This window comes from Xanthomonas sp. fls2-241-TYG-148, assembly GCF_030208815.1.
GTDB classification, from domain to species: domain Bacteria; phylum Pseudomonadota; class Gammaproteobacteria; order Xanthomonadales; family Xanthomonadaceae; genus Xanthomonas; species Xanthomonas campestris.
In genome coordinates, this window is record NZ_JARVTE010000013.1 from 1 (window position 1) to 14,921 (window position 14,921).

General features: G+C 65.8%; 16 protein-coding genes and 1 pseudogene. 12 read left to right on the plus strand and 5 right to left on the minus strand.

The window, feature by feature from the left end; genetic code table 11:
- Positions 1–372: 372 nt before the first annotated feature.
- Positions 373–1,584 carry a tyrosine--tRNA ligase gene (gene tyrS / locus QRM60_RS13915; RefSeq protein ID WP_042595577.1) on the minus strand — a complete coding sequence of 404 codons (1,212 nt, stop codon included), beginning with the start codon at positions 1,582–1,584 and terminating at the stop codon, positions 373–375.
- Between the two features lie 172 nt (positions 1,585–1,756).
- Between tyrS and QRM60_RS13920 the strand changes: the two genes are divergently transcribed.
- Together QRM60_RS13920 and QRM60_RS13925 are read left to right on the plus strand one after the other, a co-directional pair.
- Positions 1,757–3,175 (plus strand): M23 family metallopeptidase, encoded by a 1,419-nt coding sequence (locus QRM60_RS13920; RefSeq protein WP_014506310.1) that lies wholly within the window; start codon positions 1,757–1,759, stop codon positions 3,173–3,175.
- 203 nt (positions 3,176–3,378) lie between these two features.
- Positions 3,379–4,512 carry an anhydro-N-acetylmuramic acid kinase gene (locus tag QRM60_RS13925; RefSeq protein WP_285446410.1) on the plus strand — a complete coding sequence of 378 codons (1,134 nt, stop codon included), beginning with the start codon at positions 3,379–3,381 and terminating at the stop codon, positions 4,510–4,512.
- A 243-nt stretch (positions 4,513–4,755) separates the two neighbouring features.
- On the opposite strand, the gene QRM60_RS13930 is transcribed toward QRM60_RS13925, so the two are convergent.
- Genes QRM60_RS13930 through QRM60_RS13945 form a run of 4 tightly spaced genes read right to left on the minus strand, consistent with a single transcriptional unit; the run spans position 4,756 to position 7,457 of the window.
- On the minus strand, positions 4,756–4,983 hold the full coding sequence (locus QRM60_RS13930; RefSeq protein WP_011038919.1) for a hypothetical protein: 228 nt from the start codon (positions 4,981–4,983) through the stop codon (positions 4,756–4,758).
- A 58-nt stretch (positions 4,984–5,041) separates the two neighbouring features.
- A complete protein-coding gene (locus QRM60_RS13935; RefSeq protein WP_228419920.1) occupies positions 5,042–6,337 on the minus strand; it encodes an MFS transporter in 1,296 nt (431 codons plus the stop codon).
- On the minus strand, positions 6,334–6,660 hold the full coding sequence (locus QRM60_RS13940; protein ID WP_139328024.1) for a hypothetical protein: 327 nt from the start codon (positions 6,658–6,660) through the stop codon (positions 6,334–6,336). Before QRM60_RS13940 ends, QRM60_RS13935 begins: the two co-directional genes overlap by 4 nt.
- Complete coding sequence (locus tag QRM60_RS13945) at positions 6,657–7,457, minus strand: exodeoxyribonuclease III (RefSeq protein ID WP_228419916.1); 801 nt, start codon at positions 7,455–7,457, stop codon at positions 6,657–6,659. The genes QRM60_RS13940 and QRM60_RS13945 overlap by 4 nt, the downstream gene beginning before the upstream one ends.
- Positions 7,458–7,584: 127 nt before the next feature.
- Between QRM60_RS13945 and pyrE the strand changes: the two genes are divergently transcribed.
- The 10 genes and pseudogenes from pyrE (at position 7,585) to QRM60_RS13995 (ending at position 14,718) form a co-directional block, all read left to right on the plus strand.
- On the plus strand, positions 7,585–8,244 hold the full coding sequence (pyrE, locus tag QRM60_RS13950; protein WP_285446411.1) for an orotate phosphoribosyltransferase: 660 nt from the start codon (positions 7,585–7,587) through the stop codon (positions 8,242–8,244).
- 25 nt (positions 8,245–8,269) lie between these two features.
- Complete coding sequence (locus QRM60_RS13955; RefSeq protein WP_012439447.1) at positions 8,270–8,932, plus strand: hypothetical protein; 663 nt, start codon at positions 8,270–8,272, stop codon at positions 8,930–8,932.
- 114 nt (positions 8,933–9,046) lie between these two features.
- Positions 9,047–9,844 carry an AAA family ATPase gene (locus QRM60_RS13960; RefSeq protein WP_012439448.1) on the plus strand — a complete coding sequence of 266 codons (798 nt, stop codon included), beginning with the start codon at positions 9,047–9,049 and terminating at the stop codon, positions 9,842–9,844.
- Positions 9,844–10,773 (plus strand): ParB/RepB/Spo0J family partition protein, encoded by a 930-nt coding sequence (locus tag QRM60_RS13965; RefSeq protein WP_014506303.1) that lies wholly within the window; start codon positions 9,844–9,846, stop codon positions 10,771–10,773. The genes QRM60_RS13960 and QRM60_RS13965 overlap by 1 nt, the downstream gene beginning before the upstream one ends.
- A gap of 25 nt (positions 10,774–10,798) precedes the next feature.
- A pseudogene (locus tag QRM60_RS13970) lies at positions 10,799–11,086 on the plus strand (helix-hairpin-helix domain-containing protein); the annotation flags it as partial.
- 89 nt (positions 11,087–11,175) lie between these two features.
- Positions 11,176–11,904 carry a suppressor of fused domain protein gene (locus tag QRM60_RS13975; RefSeq protein ID WP_285446412.1) on the plus strand — a complete coding sequence of 243 codons (729 nt, stop codon included), beginning with the start codon at positions 11,176–11,178 and terminating at the stop codon, positions 11,902–11,904.
- Between the two features lie 43 nt (positions 11,905–11,947).
- Positions 11,948–12,913: an SDR family NAD(P)-dependent oxidoreductase gene (locus QRM60_RS13980; protein WP_285446413.1), complete on the plus strand. Its 966-nt coding sequence runs from the start codon at positions 11,948–11,950 to the stop codon at positions 12,911–12,913.
- Between the two features lie 79 nt (positions 12,914–12,992).
- Positions 12,993–13,715 (plus strand): glycosyltransferase family 2 protein, encoded by a 723-nt coding sequence (locus tag QRM60_RS13985; protein WP_116890329.1) that lies wholly within the window; start codon positions 12,993–12,995, stop codon positions 13,713–13,715.
- Positions 13,715–14,056, plus strand: a complete 342-nt coding sequence (locus tag QRM60_RS13990; protein WP_011038930.1) for a lipid-A-disaccharide synthase N-terminal domain-containing protein — start codon at positions 13,715–13,717, stop codon at positions 14,054–14,056. Before QRM60_RS13985 ends, QRM60_RS13990 begins: the two co-directional genes overlap by 1 nt.
- Before the next feature lie 218 nt (positions 14,057–14,274).
- A complete protein-coding gene (locus QRM60_RS13995) occupies positions 14,275–14,718 on the plus strand; it encodes a hypothetical protein (protein WP_115557605.1) in 444 nt (147 codons plus the stop codon).
- The last annotated feature ends 203 nt before the right edge of the window (positions 14,719–14,921 follow it).

Consider the following 14,921-nt stretch of genomic DNA (forward strand, 5'->3'; position numbering starts at 1 on the left):
TCTTTCCGTGTAGCGAGCCGCCCATCATAGCCGGCTTTTCCGTTTCGTCAACACCCTAATTTCAGGCTGTTTTCGAGCCCTTTGCGCTGGTTCCGCGTCTGCGGGGCCGTTGCTTCGGGGGAGGCGAATTATGGGCCGGTCGAACGCATTTGGGAAGGGGTTTGTGAAAAAAATTTCACTGATCCTTGCCGCGAGTTTGGAAGCGTGCGCGGGCGCACGTTGCTAGCCGCCTGACGCACGTCTCCTATCTATAGAGACTACCGATTTGATCAATTAGCTCATCAAACGCTGAGGCGCTGACGACGCTCTATATAGATAGCCGCGAGCGGCACAGATCAGTTGCCTGCATCATCCCTGTTCGACCCAGGCAACTCAGCTGGTTACCAACGCAACGCGGGCAAAGTTTCGCTTGCCCACCTGGATGACGCCCTCAAAGCCGGGGCCGAACTGGCGAGCGAGGTCGTCGACCACTTCGCCGTCGATCTTGACTGCCCGCTCCTTGAGCTTGCGGGTGGCTTCGGAGTTGCTGGGTGTCAGACCGGCCGCAGTCAGCAAGCTGGCGATCCGCAGGCCTTCCGCGGGAACGCTGACCTGCTGGAGCGGCAACACGCTGGTGTCGCCCTGCCCGGTTACTACGGCATGCCAGCCGGCGATGGCCTGCTCGGCAGTGGCTGCATCGTGGAACCGGGTCGCCAGCTCGCGCGCCAGGCGCAGTTTGACGTCGCGCGGATGCAGGTTGCCCGCGGCGACGTCTTCTTTGAGACGGGCAGCCTCGGCAACGCTGATGTCGAAGGAGAGCAGGTCGATCCAGCGCCAGGTCAGCGCATCGCCGATCTTCATGGTCTTGGTGACGATGTCGATGGCCGGTTCGTTGATGCCGATGTAGTTGCCCAGGGATTTGGACATCTTGGCGACGCCGTCCAGGCCTTCCAGCAGTGGCATGGTCAGCACGACCTGTGGCGCCTGACCGTAGTGCTCCTGCAGGCCACGCCCCATCAGCAGGTTGAATGTCTGGTCGGTGCCGCCGAGCTCGACGTCCGCCTTGAGGGCCACCGAGTCATAGCCCTGCACCAGCGGATACAGGAATTCGTGGATGGCGATCGGTTGCTGGCCGGCAAAGCGCTTGGCGAAGTCGTCACGCTCGAGCATGCGCGCCACGGTGTGCTGGGCGGACAGCTTGATCATGTCCGCCGCACTCATCTGGCCGAACCATTCGGAATTGAAGCGCACCTCGGTCCGCGTGCGGTCCAGGATCTTGAAGACCTGCTCTTCATAGGTCCGTGCATTGGCGAGCACGTCCTCACGGCTGAGCGGCTTGCGGGTGACGTTCTTGCCGCTCGGGTCGCCGATCATGCCGGTGAAGTCGCCGATCAGGAAAATCACCTGGTGCCCCAGCTCCTGGAACTGGCGCATCTTGTTGAGCAACACGGTGTGGCCGAGATGCAGATCCGGCGCGGTGGGATCAAAGCCAGCCTTCACCCGCAGCGGCACGCCGGAGGTCAGGCGCGCTTCGAGCTGCTCAAGCTTGAGGATCTCCTCGGCACCGCGGCCAATGAGCGCAAGGGATTCATCGATAGTGGCCAACCACAGACTCCAGCGGCGTTCGCCGTCAACAACATGAATTAAGTTAAACGCAGGTTAATACCGCGCCAAGTGAAAATAATGAACAGGCTCAATGGTTTGACGCGCTGTTGATCGCTGTCTATGGTACCGGCGTTTGGGCTCGCACTTCGAGCCGTCCCGGAGACTTCCAACGATGCAGAACTCAGAGCAGGGCCGTGCACGCAAGCGGCGCTTCCAAGAACGCCTCCACGTCCTCCACGACACTGCACTGCATCGCAAGCTCAAGGAACACCTGCCGGCGGCGTTCAATGACCGCTGGACGCGCCGCCACTGGATCCATGCCAGCCTGTTCGCGACGATCGGCGCGATGGTGGCGACGATCGTGCCGGGCTTTTCCAATGCCATCGATGCGCCGCTTTCCAGCCATGCCACCTTGGCACTGCCGCTGCCGCCGCTGGTACCCAGCCGCAAGGCACTGGGGCCGGGCACGGACTGGGAAATCCTCAAGGTCAAGTCCGGGCAGACGCTAAGCACCCTGTTCGGGGAGCTGGGCATTCCGACGACCGTGATGTACCAGGTGCTGGCGCATCCGGGGACCAAGGAGGCGCTGACCAAGCTGCGCCCCGGCACGGAAATCGCCTTCGACATGCCCACCCCCGGTGAGTTGCGGGCGCTGCGCTTCGATCGCGACGACAGTCACCGGGTGGAGCTGCGCCTGCTGGGCGACAGCGTGCGCGAGAACGTCACCGAGCGGGCGACCAGCACCCGCACGGTGGTGGCCAGCGGCGAGATCACCAGCTCGCTGTATGCCTCGGCCAGCAAATCCGGGCTATCCCCGGCGGCGGTCGCGGTGATGACCGACGATATCTTCAAGTACGACATCGACTTCGATAAGGATCTGCAGCCGGGCGACCGCTTCAGCGTGGTGATGGACGAGACCTGGCGCGAAGGCGAGCGAATCAGCACCGGCGACATCCTGGCGGCCACCTTCACCACCGGCGGCAAGACCTATACCGGCTTCCGCTTCGAGCGCGCAGGCAAGCCGGCGGAATATTTCGACATCACCGGGCGCCCGCTGAAGAAGAGCTTCATCCGCATGCCGGTGGCCTATAGCCGGATCAGCTCGACCTTTGGCGCACGCAAGCACCCGGTACTGGGCACGATGCGCATGCACAAGGGCGTGGACTACGCGGCCGCTTCCGGTACGCCGATCATGGCGGCGGGCGATGCGCGGGTGGTGTTCGTGGGCACCCAGCGCGGCTACGGCAACGTGGTGATCCTAGACCACGGCAAGAACTACAGCACGCTGTACGGCCATATGTCGCGGTTTGGCAAGGTCAAGGCCGGCCAGCGCATCAACCAGGGTACGGTGATCGGGTATGTCGGCATGACCGGCTTGGCGACCGGGCCGCATCTGCATTATGAATTCCGCGTTGGCGGGCAGCAGCGCAACCCGATGTCGGTGACGATGCCGCCGCCGGAGCCGCTGCAGGGCGCGGAGCTCGCAGCCTTCCGCGCGCAGACCGCGCCGGCGATGGCACGTATCGAAGGCATGGAAAAACTGATCTACGCCGACGCCGGCAAGCCTGCCAAGGGCAAGCCGCGGGGCTGAGGGCGGCCTGCCCTGGTGGCCGATTGATCAGCGCTCGCGGCGCGCTTTAGCTCCCGCGAGCGCGGTTGCCCAGCCGCAGACGGTGGTGCACGGCGGCCAGCACCTGGCCGCCAGACCCGAACCACCGCGCTTCGACCAACACCCGGTTGACGGCCCAGCTTGTGCTGCACAAGCTGCTTCACCGCTCCGTATCTGGCTCCGGCATGTCTGCTCCAACACACACGCACTCCCCGCTCTATCTCGGCTTGATGTCAGGCACCAGTGCTGACGGCATCGATGCGGCGTTGGTGCGCTTCGACGATGCCAGCCACCGGCGCTGCGAACTGGTCGCTGGGATCACGGTGGGCTGGGAGCCACAGTTGCGCGAAGCGTTGGTCGCGCTCAGCCAGGGCGCCGAGCAGATGGCGATCGACAGCTTGGGCCGCCTGGACGCGCAGGTTGGGCTGGCGTTTGCAGACGCGGCCAATCAGCTGATTGCCGAGGCCGGCGTGGCGCGCGAGCAGATCCGCGCGATCGGCTCGCACGGGCAGACCATCCGCCACCGGCCACAGGCCGACCCGGCCTTTACCTGGCAGATCGGCGACGCGAGCCGGATCGCCGAACACACAGGCATTACCACGGCGGCCGATTTCCGCCGGCGCGATGTGGCGGCTGGCGGCCAAGGTGCGCCGCTGATGCCGGCCTTCCACCTGGCGATGCTGGGTGCCAGCGACGAAGACCGTGCGGTGCTCAACCTGGGCGGCATCGGCAACCTGACGCTGATCCCGCGCGACGGCGCGGTGCGGGGATTTGACACCGGCCCGGCCAATGCCTTGCTCGATAGCTGGTGCCAGCAGCACCGAGGCACGCCGTTCGACGCCGACGGCGCGTTTGCAGCCAGCGGTCAGGTGGATGCAGCGTTGCTACACGCGCTGTTGGCCGACCCGTGGTTCGCACTGCCGCCACCCAAGAGCACCGGCCGTGAGCAATTTCACCTGGCGTGGGCACGGCAAGCTATGGGCACCGCGACGCTGCGCCCGGCCGATGTGCAGGCCACCTTGCTGGAATTGACGGCGGCCACGGTGGCCGATGCGTTGCTGCGCCACCAGCCGACAACCCGCCGCGTGCTGGTCTGCGGCGGCGGCGTGCGCAACCCGGTGCTGCTGGCGCGGTTGGCCGCGCGCCTGCCCGGCGTGGTGGTGGAGTCCAGTGCGCGCCACGGGCTGGATCCGGATTACCTGGAGGCGATGGGCTTTGCCTGGCTGGCCGCCGAGCTCCTGGCCGGACGGCCGGCCAATCTGCCATCGGTGACTGGTGCGGCAGGGCCGCGGCTGATGGGGGCCATTTATCCGGCCTGAGGGCCGTGCAGCCGGAATTGGCGTCGTGAGCGGAAGCAGCTGGGCGCGATACCGGTCTACTCGTCGAACCTCTAGCTGGATAGCTATGGCGCGACAGCACTGGCCACAGATTGCAGATATGCAGTCGCACCGCTTGCTGCTGATGCAGATGCGAGCAAGCAGCAATCTGGACGGTGCGCCTGGACGGTGTCCCCGCACTCAGTGCTCGCAGAAAAAAAGTCGTAAAGCAGCGTCCGCCTGCTATCAGGGGGTGTTGCCCGCCGGCAGCGCCTTGAGCGCGGCAATGGCTTCGGCCAGCGCATCGACTTCGGGATGTTGCAGGCCGCCGGTGACTTCGTACTCGCTGGCGAACAGGCCTTGTTCAAGCAGATGCATCACCGTCTGGTGCTGGGTCCAGCCCCGTGCGACGGAAATGCGGCGGATCCGGTCCACCAGCACCGGATCGATATCACGCAACACCAGATCGGTCATGCCTTGCCTCGTGCACTGCGCGGCCCCGCACGCATCATCGGCAACCTTGGCGGACGTTTCAATCCGGCCGCCTGTCATGCGCCAACAGCCGCGGCCACAGCCATGCCAGCAGTGCCAGGGTGGGGACGACGGTCAAGGCGCTCAGGATGAAGAAGGTGCTGTAGGAGGTGGCCTCCACCAGAAAGCCGGAGACACCGCCGGCGAACTTGCCCGGCAGGTTGGCCAGCGAGACCAGCAACGCGTACTGGGTGGCGGTGAAGTTACGGTCAGTCAGCGAAGACATGAAGGCCACCAGCACGGTGGCCGCGAAGCCCTGAAACAGGTTGTCAGCACTGAGCGCGGCGTAGAACGCCCACAGCTTGCCGGGGTTGTGCGCCATCAGCAAGAAGGCCAGGTTGGACAACGCCACGCCCAAGGCAGCGACCAGCAGCATGCGACGGAACCCGAATGCGGCCACTGCCGCGCCGCCGGCAAACGCGCCCACGATTCCCATCACGACGCCGAACAGTTTCGAGACGTTGCCGATGTCGGCCTTGGTGAAGCCCGAGTCCAGATAGAACGGCCCTGCCATGACGCCGATCACTTGGTCGGGGAACTTGTACAAACCAACGAACATCAGCAGCACGATGGCTAGTGCCAGCCCGTTGTTGGAAAAGAAGCTGTAAATCGGCTGCCAGAACGCGCCCGCAAAATCAACACGGCGCACCACCGTGGCTGCCGGGCGGTTGGGCTCGCGGCAAAACAAAGTCGTGGCGATCGGCAGCAGCATCAAAGCCGCCATGGTCACGTAGGCCCATATCCAACCCAGGTACTCAGCAATATTTAGCGCAACCGCGCCGCCCAAGATCAGGCCGATGCGATACCCCAACGTGTAGGTCGCCGCCAACGCGGCCTGCGCGGCATCCGGAGCTATTTCGATGCGATAGGCATCCACCACCGAGTCCTGGGTGGCGCCCCAAAACGATGTGAAAACAACCCAGCCAATCAAACCTGTCAGGCTTAGGTCCGGGCGGGAGAACGCCAGCGCAAACAGGCCTATGGTGACGCCAATCTGCGACACCAGCAGCCAAGAGCGACGACGCCCCAAAAACGCGGTGACCGGGAACGCATAGCGGTCGATCAATGGCGCCCACAAAAACTTGAGCTGATAACAAAAGCTGACCATGCTGATTAGACCAATGCTGCCTAGATCCAGGCCGACATCGCGCAATCGGACGGACAGGGTCTGCGAGGCGATCAGCAGAAACGGCAAACCGCTGCCGAAGCCCAACAAAGCCATGGTCCCCGCCGAGGGCGTGGCGAAGGCGCGCTGGATACCGCGCCAGCCTTTGTAGGTTTGGGTGGGTTCGGTCATGCGTCAAACCAGTGAGAACGAACGCCAGTGGCTGTGGCGGGCAAGGCGGACTGCGCCGCTGCATGCAGCGCGCCGTCGGAAACAAACATCGCCTCCGCAGTGATGCTTTCGACAGTGTGTGCGGCACCTCGACGACGCATGGCCGTCTCGTAGAAGAACGCATTGATCGGCATCGACTGGCTACGCAATGGCGACTGAAAGCCGCCGCGCGTGCTGCACGTTCCAAGACGTGGTCGGATGGCGATGTCGCCGCCAAGGTTCTCGCCCTGTTCTGCAAGACGCTGGCGCGATATTACTGAAACCACAGCTTGTGCCTGCCTCACTGCGCGTAATCCACGATGTAAGGTGCGTGGTCGGAGAAACGCTCTTCGCGGTAGATGGAACAGGCCTGCACCTTGTCGCGCAGCCCGGGGGTGACCAGTTGGTAGTCGATGCGCCATCCCACGTTGTTGGCGCGGGCAGCGCCGCGATTGCTCCACCAGGTGTAGTCCTCGCCCTGCGGATGCAGCACGCGGTAGCTGTCCACCCAGCCGCGCCCGTTGCTGGCATCTGCCTCGGCCAGCAGGTCGGCGCACAGGCCGTTGAGCCAGTCGCGCTCGGGCGGCAGGCAGCCGGAGTTCTTCTGGTTGGACTTCCAGTTCTTGATGTCCAGCGCCGAGCGCACGATGTTCCAGTCGCCGCACAGCACGTACTGCCGGCCGCTGGCCAGCCATTCGCTCAGGATCGGGCGCAGCCATTCCATGACCTGGAATTTGTAGCCCTGCCGCAACTCGCCCGAGGAGCCGGACGGGATATAGAACGACACCACGCTGAGGTTGCCGAAGCGGGCCTCGATGTAGCGGCCTTCTTCGTCGAACTCCGGCCAACCGAGCGCGGTGCGCACCTCGTCGGGTTCACGCTTGGCGTAGATCGCCACGCCGCTGTAGCCCTTCTTTGTGCTGGCATCGCGAAACCAGGCCTTGTAGCCGGCAGGCAGGAATTCCGGCCCGGCCAGCTGATGTTCCTGCGCCTTGGTCTCCTGGATGCACAGCACATCCGCGTCCTGGGTGGCGAACCACTCGAAGAACCCCTTGCTGGCGGCCGACCGCAGGCCATTGGCGTTGAAACTGATGATGCGCATGAATAAAGAGCCGGGATTTGGGAATGGGAATTGGGGATTCGTGAAAGCGTACCGCATCAGCGGATGCCGCAAGGTCTGACCCGCTATGCTTTCCAATCCCGAATCCCCACTCTCGAATCTCGTTGCCATGAACGATCACCGCACCCGTTTCCTGCAGCTGGCCCTGGATGCCGATGCCTTGCGCTTTGGCGATTTCACGCTCAAGTCCGGCCGGCTCAGCCCGTATTTCTTCAATGCGGGGCGCTTCGATTCGGGCGCAAAGACCGCCCAGCTGGCGCAGTGCTATGCCGATGCGATCGATGCGGCGGGGGTGGAGTTCGACCTACTGTTTGGGCCGGCCTACAAGGGCATTCCGCTGGCGACGGCGTTGGCCTGCGCCTATGCCGGGCGGGGCCGCGACCTGCCGCTGGCGTTCAACCGCAAGGAAGCCAAGGACCATGGCGAAGGCGGCACGCTGATCGGGGCGCCGCTGCAGGGCCGCAAGGTGCTGATCGTCGATGACGTGATCACCGCCGGCACCGCGATCCGCGAGGCCTTGGGCATCATCCGCGCCGCTGGCGGCACGCCGTCGGGCATCGTGGTGGCGTTGGACCGGCAGGAGATCGCCTCCGAGCAGGATCGCCGTTCGGCTGCGCAGGCGGTGGCGGCCGAGGCCGGCATTCCAGTGATCGCGGTGGCCAACCTCGCCGACCTGCTTGCATTCGCGGCAGGAAACGCCGACCTTGTGGGCTTCCGGGAACCGCTGCTGGCCTATCGTGGCCGCTACGGAACCGACACCACGGGCTGATAGCAGGCGACAGGGGGCTGCGCTGATGCCGATACACACACGTTTGGCGTTACTGGCCGCCGTTGCGGCCGCCGTGGTGGCCGCACCCGGCGTTGCGCAGGACAAGCCGGCTGCAAAGAAACTCTATTGCTGGAACCAGAACGGCGCCCGGGTCTGCAGCGATACGCTGCCGCCGGAGGCGGTGAACCAGGCGCGCGACGAATTCAACGTCAAAAGCGGCATGCGCAGCGCCGAGGTGCAGCGCGCGATGAGCAGCGACGAGCGCGCCGCCGCTGCGGCCAGCGAGCAACAACGCCAGGCCGACCTGGCCGCCGAACAGATGCGCAAGCGCACCGACCAGGCAATGCTGATGTCGTACCAGAGCGAGGACGACCTGCGCCGGGTGTTCAACGAGCGCATTGCCATTGTCGACAACAACATCCACACCGCGCGCTTCAACGTGACCAGCCTGCGCGAAGGCCTGGCCAGCATGCTGCGTGCCGCCGGTGACCGCGAGCTGGCCGGCCAGGCGGTGGCCGACAAGCTGGCCGGCGACATCCAGCAGCGCCATCGCGAGCTGATGGCGCAGTTGCGCCTGCAGGGCAGTTTCGAGCAGCAGCGCACTGCGCTGGACGGCGAAATCACCGACATCCTGCAACGCTACCGGGCCATGAAGGGCGCGCAGGACACCGCCACGCCGGCAGGCTGAGCCAGCCGGACGCCGCCCGCAGGGGTGGCGCAGCGCCGTCGGGGCGCATTTCCCGATCCGGCGCCCAGCCCGCATAATGGCCGGTCTTACTCCTTGCCCACGAGGCTCTCCCGCATGGCCCGGATCATCGCCATTGCCAACCAGAAAGGCGGCGTCGGCAAGACCACGACCGCGGTCAATCTGGCGGCCGGCCTGGCGCGCGCGCCCAAGCGTGTGTTGCTGGTGGATCTGGACTCGCAGGGCAACGCCACGATGGGCAGCGGCATCGACAAGCGCGAGGTCGCCGCCTCCACCTGCGACCTGCTGCTGGGCGAAAACACCGCCGCCGAGATCCGGGTCACCGCGCCGGAAGGCTTCGACCTGCTGCCGGGCAACATCGATCTGACTGCCGCCGAGATCCAGCTGATGGACCAGGGTGAGCGCGAACAGCGGCTCAAGCGCGCGTTGGCGCCGATCCGCGACGAATACGACTTCATCCTGATCGATTGCCCTCCGGCGTTGTCGCTGCTGACGCTCAACGCGCTGACCGCGGCAGATTCGATCATCGTGCCGATGCAGTGCGAGTACTACGCGCTGGAGGGGCTGACCGCGTTGCTGGAAACCATCGAAGCGCTGCGCGCCAACCTCAATCCGGCGCTGGAGATCGAAGGCGTGCTGCGCACGATGTTCGACATCCGCAACAACCTGGCCAATGCGGTGTCGGCGGAGCTGACCGAGCATTTTGGCGACAAGGTGTTCCGCACCATCGTGCCGCGCAACGTGCGCCTGGCCGAGGCGCCCAGTCACGGGCAGAGCATCGTGGGCTATGACCGCACCTCGCGCGGCGGGGTGGCCTACCTGGGCCTGGCCGGCGAGATCGTGCGCCGCCAGAACGACCGCAACAAGGCCGTCCGGCCCATGGAGACCGTCTGATGAGCAAGCCGACCCCTGCCAAGAAGCGTGGACTGGGCCGCGGCCTGGAAGCGCTGCTGGGACCCAAGGGCGCGGCAGCCGCAGCGGCACCGGCCGGCGCTGACGAAAGCGCCCTGCAGCCCGGCGATACCTTGCGCCAGTTGCCGGTCACCCAGCTGCAGCCGGGCAAGTACCAGCCACGCCGGGAGATGGACGAGGTCAAGCTGGCCGAGCTGGCGGAGTCGATCAAGGCGCAGGGCGTGATCCAGCCGATCGTGGCGCGCGAACTGGCGCCGGGGCAGTTCGAGATCGTCGCCGGCGAACGCCGTTGGCGCGCCTCGCAGCTGGCCGGGCTGACCGAGGTGCCGGTGGTGGTGCGCGAGCTCGACGACCGCACCGTCATCGCGATGGCGCTGATCGAGAACATCCAGCGCGAAGACCTCAACCCGCTGGAAGAAGCCCAGGCGCTGCAGCGCTTGATCGACGAATTCTCGCTGACGCATGCCGAGGCCGCCGAAGCGGTGGGCCGTTCGCGCGCGTCGGTATCCAACCTGCTGCGCCTGCTGGAATTGCCGGTGGCCATCCGCGTGCTGCTGGAAACCCGCCGCCTGGAAATGGGCCACGCGCGTGCGTTGCTCACCCTGGCGCCGGAACTGGCCAGCAAGCTGGCGCAGGAAGCGGCCGACCAGGGCTGGTCGGTGCGCGAGGTGGAACACCGCGCGCAGCAGTTCGCTGCCGGCAAGGTGCCCGGATCGCTGCGCAAGGGCAAACCGGCCGCGGTTGCGCCGCAGGCCGATATCGCCTCGCTGGAAACGGAACTGTCCGAGTCGCTGGGCACCAAGGTGGTGTTCAACCACGGCCGCGGCGGCAAGGGCAAGCTGGTGATTCACTACACCGATCTGGATACCCTGGACGGCGTGCTGGAACGCTTGCGCGCCCGCACGGGGTGATGCGGCCAGCGCAGGAGGATCAGCGATGCATCCCGCCAAAGTGGACCGCGCGCATCTGCTGCGCCTGACCGACCTGCCGAATGTGGGGCCGGCCTGCGAAAAGGACCTGCAGCAGATTGGCATCCGCATGCCGGCGCAGCTGCACGGCCGCGATGCCTACGATATGTACGCCCAGCTCTGCCTGCGCACCGGCGTCACCCATGACCCGTGCGTGATCGATGTGTTCCTGTCGCTGGTGCGCTTCATGCAGGGCGAGCCGGCACGCAATTGGTGGGATTTCAGCGCTGAGCGCAAGGCAACCCTGGAGGCCGAGCGCACGGGTACGCGGGCAACCGCGCCGCTGCCGGGGCGCCGTGTCGCCAACACCAGCACCGGCGCCAGCAGCGATGGCAAACACCGCCCATGAGCCACGCCGACGAGACGATCAGCCCATCCGGCAGCCCGATCCTGCATCACGCGCAGGCCAGGGGCTTCGAGCCGGCACGCGGCGAAGAATGCCTCGCGCAGATCAGCGCGCATATCGAGCAGCACCTGGGTCCGATTGCGAGTGTGTTCCACGAAATCCTCTCCGATACCGTGCATCTGGATGTGCACATCGTGCCGCCCAATGCGCACTCGCCGCATCTGCGCCTGGTCACCTCGGGCATGAGCGATCTGCCGATGACGCTGCCCGACGGGGTGGAGGCGCCGCGTTACATGGAGCTGATGCTGAGCCTGCCGGGCGATTGGCCGGTCGACCAGCGCGACTTCGACGACGAGCGCCACTACTGGCCCATTCGCCTGCTCAAGAACCTGGCGCGGCTGCCGCACAAGTTCGACACTTGGCTGGGTTTCGGCCATACCGTTCCCAATGGCAACCCGGCCGAGCCGTATGCGCCGGGTGTCGCCTTCGACGGCGCGATCGTGCTGCCGCCGGTGAGCACGCCGCAAGCATTTGCCCAGTTGCGCATCGATGTCGACAAGACCATCGCCTTCATGACGGTGGTGCCGTTGTATCCGGAAGAAATGGCGCTGAAGCTGAGCCAGGGCAGCGATGCACTGCTGGATCGCCTCGATGCCGGCAACATTCGGGACGACATCAACCTGCGCCGCCGCAACGTGGCGAAGAAGCGCTTTTTCGGGCTGTTCTGAGCGCTGTTGTCTCCTTCCCTTTGACGTTTTCAGGACCATTGCCATGACCATTCTCGTCACCGGCGCCGCCGGTTTCATCGGTGCCTACACCTGCCGCGCACTGGCTGCGCGCGGCGAGAACGTGGTGGGCCTGGACAACTACAACAGCTACTACGACCCGCAGCTCAAGCACGACCGCGTGGCCGCACTGTGCCCGCAGATCGACATCCGCACGCTGGATCTCACCGACCGCGAGGGCCTGACCGCGCTGTTCGACGAGATCCAGCCCACCCGCGTGGTGCACCTGGCTGCACAGGCCGGCGTGCGCTATTCGCTGGAAAATCCGCATGCCTATGTCGACAGCAACCTGGTCGGCTTCGTCAACGTGCTCGAGCTGTGCCGCCACCGCGGGGTGCAGCACCTGGTGTATGCGTCCAGCAGCTCGGTGTACGGCGATTCGGCCACCCCGCCGTTCTCCGAAGACCAGCGCGTGGACCAGCCACGCTCGCTGTATGCCGCCACCAAGGCGGCCAACGAGTTGATGGGCTACACCTATGCGCAGCTGTACGGCCTGCGCGCCACCGGGCTGCGCTTTTTCACCGTGTACGGGCCATGGGGCCGGCCGGACATGGCGCCGCTGATCTTCAGCCGCGCGGTGTTGGCCGGACGCCCGATCGACGTGTTCAACCACGGCAAGATGCAGCGCGACTTCACCTTCGTGGCCGACATCGTGGCCGGCGTGCTCGGCGCGCTGGACACCCCGAGCACCGAGCCGGTGCCGCACCGCGTGTTCAACCTGGGCAACCACACCCCGGTAGAGCTGGAATACTTCATCGACGTGATCGCCCAGGCAGCCGGCCGCCCGGCTGAGAAGGTATACCGGCCGATGCAGCCAGGCGACATGGTGCGCACCATGGCCGACACTTCGCGGGCGCAGGCGGCATTCGGCTTCGATCCGGCCACGCCGGTCGAGCTCGGTCTGCCACAGGTGGTGGAGTGGTGCCAACGTTATTTCGCCTCGCGCGCCTGAGCTTCATGCCCGGCTCAGATGGTCAGGGCACAATGCGCGATCTTTTTTGCTCCGCCTGCATCCGGGCCACCACGATCCCATGAGCCAACCTCAGCTTTCCGTCGTCGTCCCCGTGTTCAATGAGCGCGACAACGTGGCGCCCCTGGTCGGCGAGATCGTGGCCGCGTTGCGCGGCGTGGTCGCCTTCGAGATCGTCTATGTCGACGATCACTCGCGCGATGACACGCTGGCGGTGTTGCAGGAGCTGAAAACCCGCACCCCCGAACTGCGCGTGCTACACCACGTCACCCAGAGCGGGCAAAGCACGGCGGTGCGCAGCGGGGTCAAGGCCGCGCGGGCGAGCTGGATCGCCACGCTCGATGGCGATGGCCAGAACGACCCGGCCGACATCCCCAAACTGCTCATTGCGCGTGCCGAGGCCGAGCCGCAGGTCAAGCTGTTCGCTGGCTGGCGGGTCAATCGCCAGGATTCGGGCTCCAAGCGCTGGGCCAGCAAGTGGGCCAACGCGATCCGCTCGCGCATGCTGCAGGACAACACCCCCGATACCGGCTGCGGGATCAAACTGTTCGAGCGCGAGGCCTTCCTGGACCTGCCCTACTTCGACCACATGCACCGCTACCTGCCGGCGCTGATGCAGCGTGCCGGTTGGCGCACCATCAGCGTGCCGGTGCATCACCGCCACCGCACCGCCGGCGTGTCCAAGTACAACAATCTCAACCGGGCGCTGGTGGGCATCCGCGACCTGCGCGGCGTGGCGTGGCTGATCACCCGTAGCAAGCGCACCGCGGTGGAGGAGCGCTGATGGAGCTGCACTGGCTGGATCAACCGCTGACCTGGCTGTATTGGACCGGGCTGCACGTCACCGGCTGGAAGCTGATCGGCTATGTGGGCGCGCTGATGTTCGGCGGCCGCTGGCTGGTGCAGTTCGTGGCCTCCAAGCGCGCCGGCAAGCCGGTGATCCCGCGCATGTTCTGGTACATGAGCGTGGTCGGCAGCCTGATGACGCTGAGCTACTTCGTGTTTTCGGCCAAGCAGGACTCGGTGGGCGTGCTGCAGAACATGTTCCCGGCCTTTACCGCGTTCTACAGCCTGTACCTGGACATCAAGCACCGCGGCTGGAAGCGCGAGCGCGCCTCGCACTGAGTGCTGCACAGGTTTGCTGCGCCTGCTGACGCACCGCCAGCGCGCGCCTGAAACGGCGCCTCTTCGGACACTGCGCTGCCGGGTTTGCCTAATCGCGCGTGGGTGCCGCACTGATGCGCGGCGACGTTGCTGCCACGCAGGCTGTGGACATGCCCAGCGCCCAGCACCCGCCCGCTCTGCCTCTGCCGTCCAACGCTGCGCGGCATTGGCATCTACAGGTGCACACCCATCAGCAGGTAGCGTTGTTCGCTGACTGGCGCTGCGCACGCGCTGCAGCGGCGTGCCTGTCGCATAGCAGCCATTGGCATGGCACGCGATTGCTGTGCTGGGTGCTGCTGCCCGATCACTGGAGCGCGTTGTTGCAGGCGGATCAGCCGGCGCTGCTGCTGCACCGCGCCGGCAGCGCGTGCCAGGCGGCGGCAGAGGCGGTCAATCGCGCACGCGGACGCGGCGGTACGGTCTGGCAACCGCACCCCACCCTGACGCCGTTGGCTGCGCCCAACGACCATCGGCACTTCGCGCGTGCGCTGGTGGCCGCGCCGGTGCGCGCCGGGCTGGCCGCGCACGTGGGCGCCTATCCGTACTGGGATGCGGTCTGGCTGCCGCGTGAGGCCGGCACAGTGGTGCCCGGCATCACGGCGATGACGCGGCGTGCCGGGTGACTGTGCGATGCAAATCAGCGCGGCGTGGATCAGCGAATGTAAGAGGCCAGCGCTCGCGGGCCATGGTGCCCGGCAGCCCGGGCGGATGCTCTTCCCCATGCGTCTTGAGCTGCGGAATCAGCGCAAGTGCGCCGGGAAAGCCGCGCGCAACCACGTCAGTTCGTCGCCGCGGCGGGGTGGCTATTCCTCACCGCCGAGCAACG

Excerpts from the sequence above, each read along its gene's own strand:
- QRM60_RS13920 (WP_014506310.1), top strand. The coding sequence starts at position 1,757 with ATGCAGAACTCAGAGCAGGGCCGTGCACGCAAGCGGCGCTTCCAAGAA.
- QRM60_RS13925 (WP_285446410.1), top strand. The coding sequence starts at position 3,379 with ATGTCTGCTCCAACACACACGCACTCCCCGCTCTATCTCGGCTTGATG.
- QRM60_RS13930 (WP_011038919.1), bottom strand. The coding sequence starts at position 4,983 with ATGACCGATCTGGTGTTGCGTGATATCGATCCGGTGCTGGTGGACCGG.
- QRM60_RS13935 (WP_228419920.1), bottom strand. The coding sequence starts at position 6,337 with ATGACCGAACCCACCCAAACCTACAAAGGCTGGCGCGGTATCCAGCGC.
- QRM60_RS13945 (WP_228419916.1), bottom strand. The coding sequence starts at position 7,457 with ATGCGCATCATCAGTTTCAACGCCAATGGCCTGCGGTCGGCCGCCAGC.
- pyrE (WP_285446411.1), top strand. The coding sequence starts at position 7,585 with ATGAACGATCACCGCACCCGTTTCCTGCAGCTGGCCCTGGATGCCGAT.
- QRM60_RS13955 (WP_012439447.1), top strand. The coding sequence starts at position 8,270 with ATGCCGATACACACACGTTTGGCGTTACTGGCCGCCGTTGCGGCCGCC.
- QRM60_RS13960 (WP_012439448.1), top strand. The coding sequence starts at position 9,047 with ATGGCCCGGATCATCGCCATTGCCAACCAGAAAGGCGGCGTCGGCAAG.
- QRM60_RS13965 (WP_014506303.1), top strand. The coding sequence starts at position 9,844 with ATGAGCAAGCCGACCCCTGCCAAGAAGCGTGGACTGGGCCGCGGCCTG.
- QRM60_RS13975 (WP_285446412.1), top strand. The coding sequence starts at position 11,176 with ATGAGCCACGCCGACGAGACGATCAGCCCATCCGGCAGCCCGATCCTG.
- QRM60_RS13980 (WP_285446413.1), top strand. The coding sequence starts at position 11,948 with ATGACCATTCTCGTCACCGGCGCCGCCGGTTTCATCGGTGCCTACACC.
- QRM60_RS13985 (WP_116890329.1), top strand. The coding sequence starts at position 12,993 with ATGAGCCAACCTCAGCTTTCCGTCGTCGTCCCCGTGTTCAATGAGCGC.
- QRM60_RS13990 (WP_011038930.1), top strand. The coding sequence starts at position 13,715 with ATGGAGCTGCACTGGCTGGATCAACCGCTGACCTGGCTGTATTGGACC.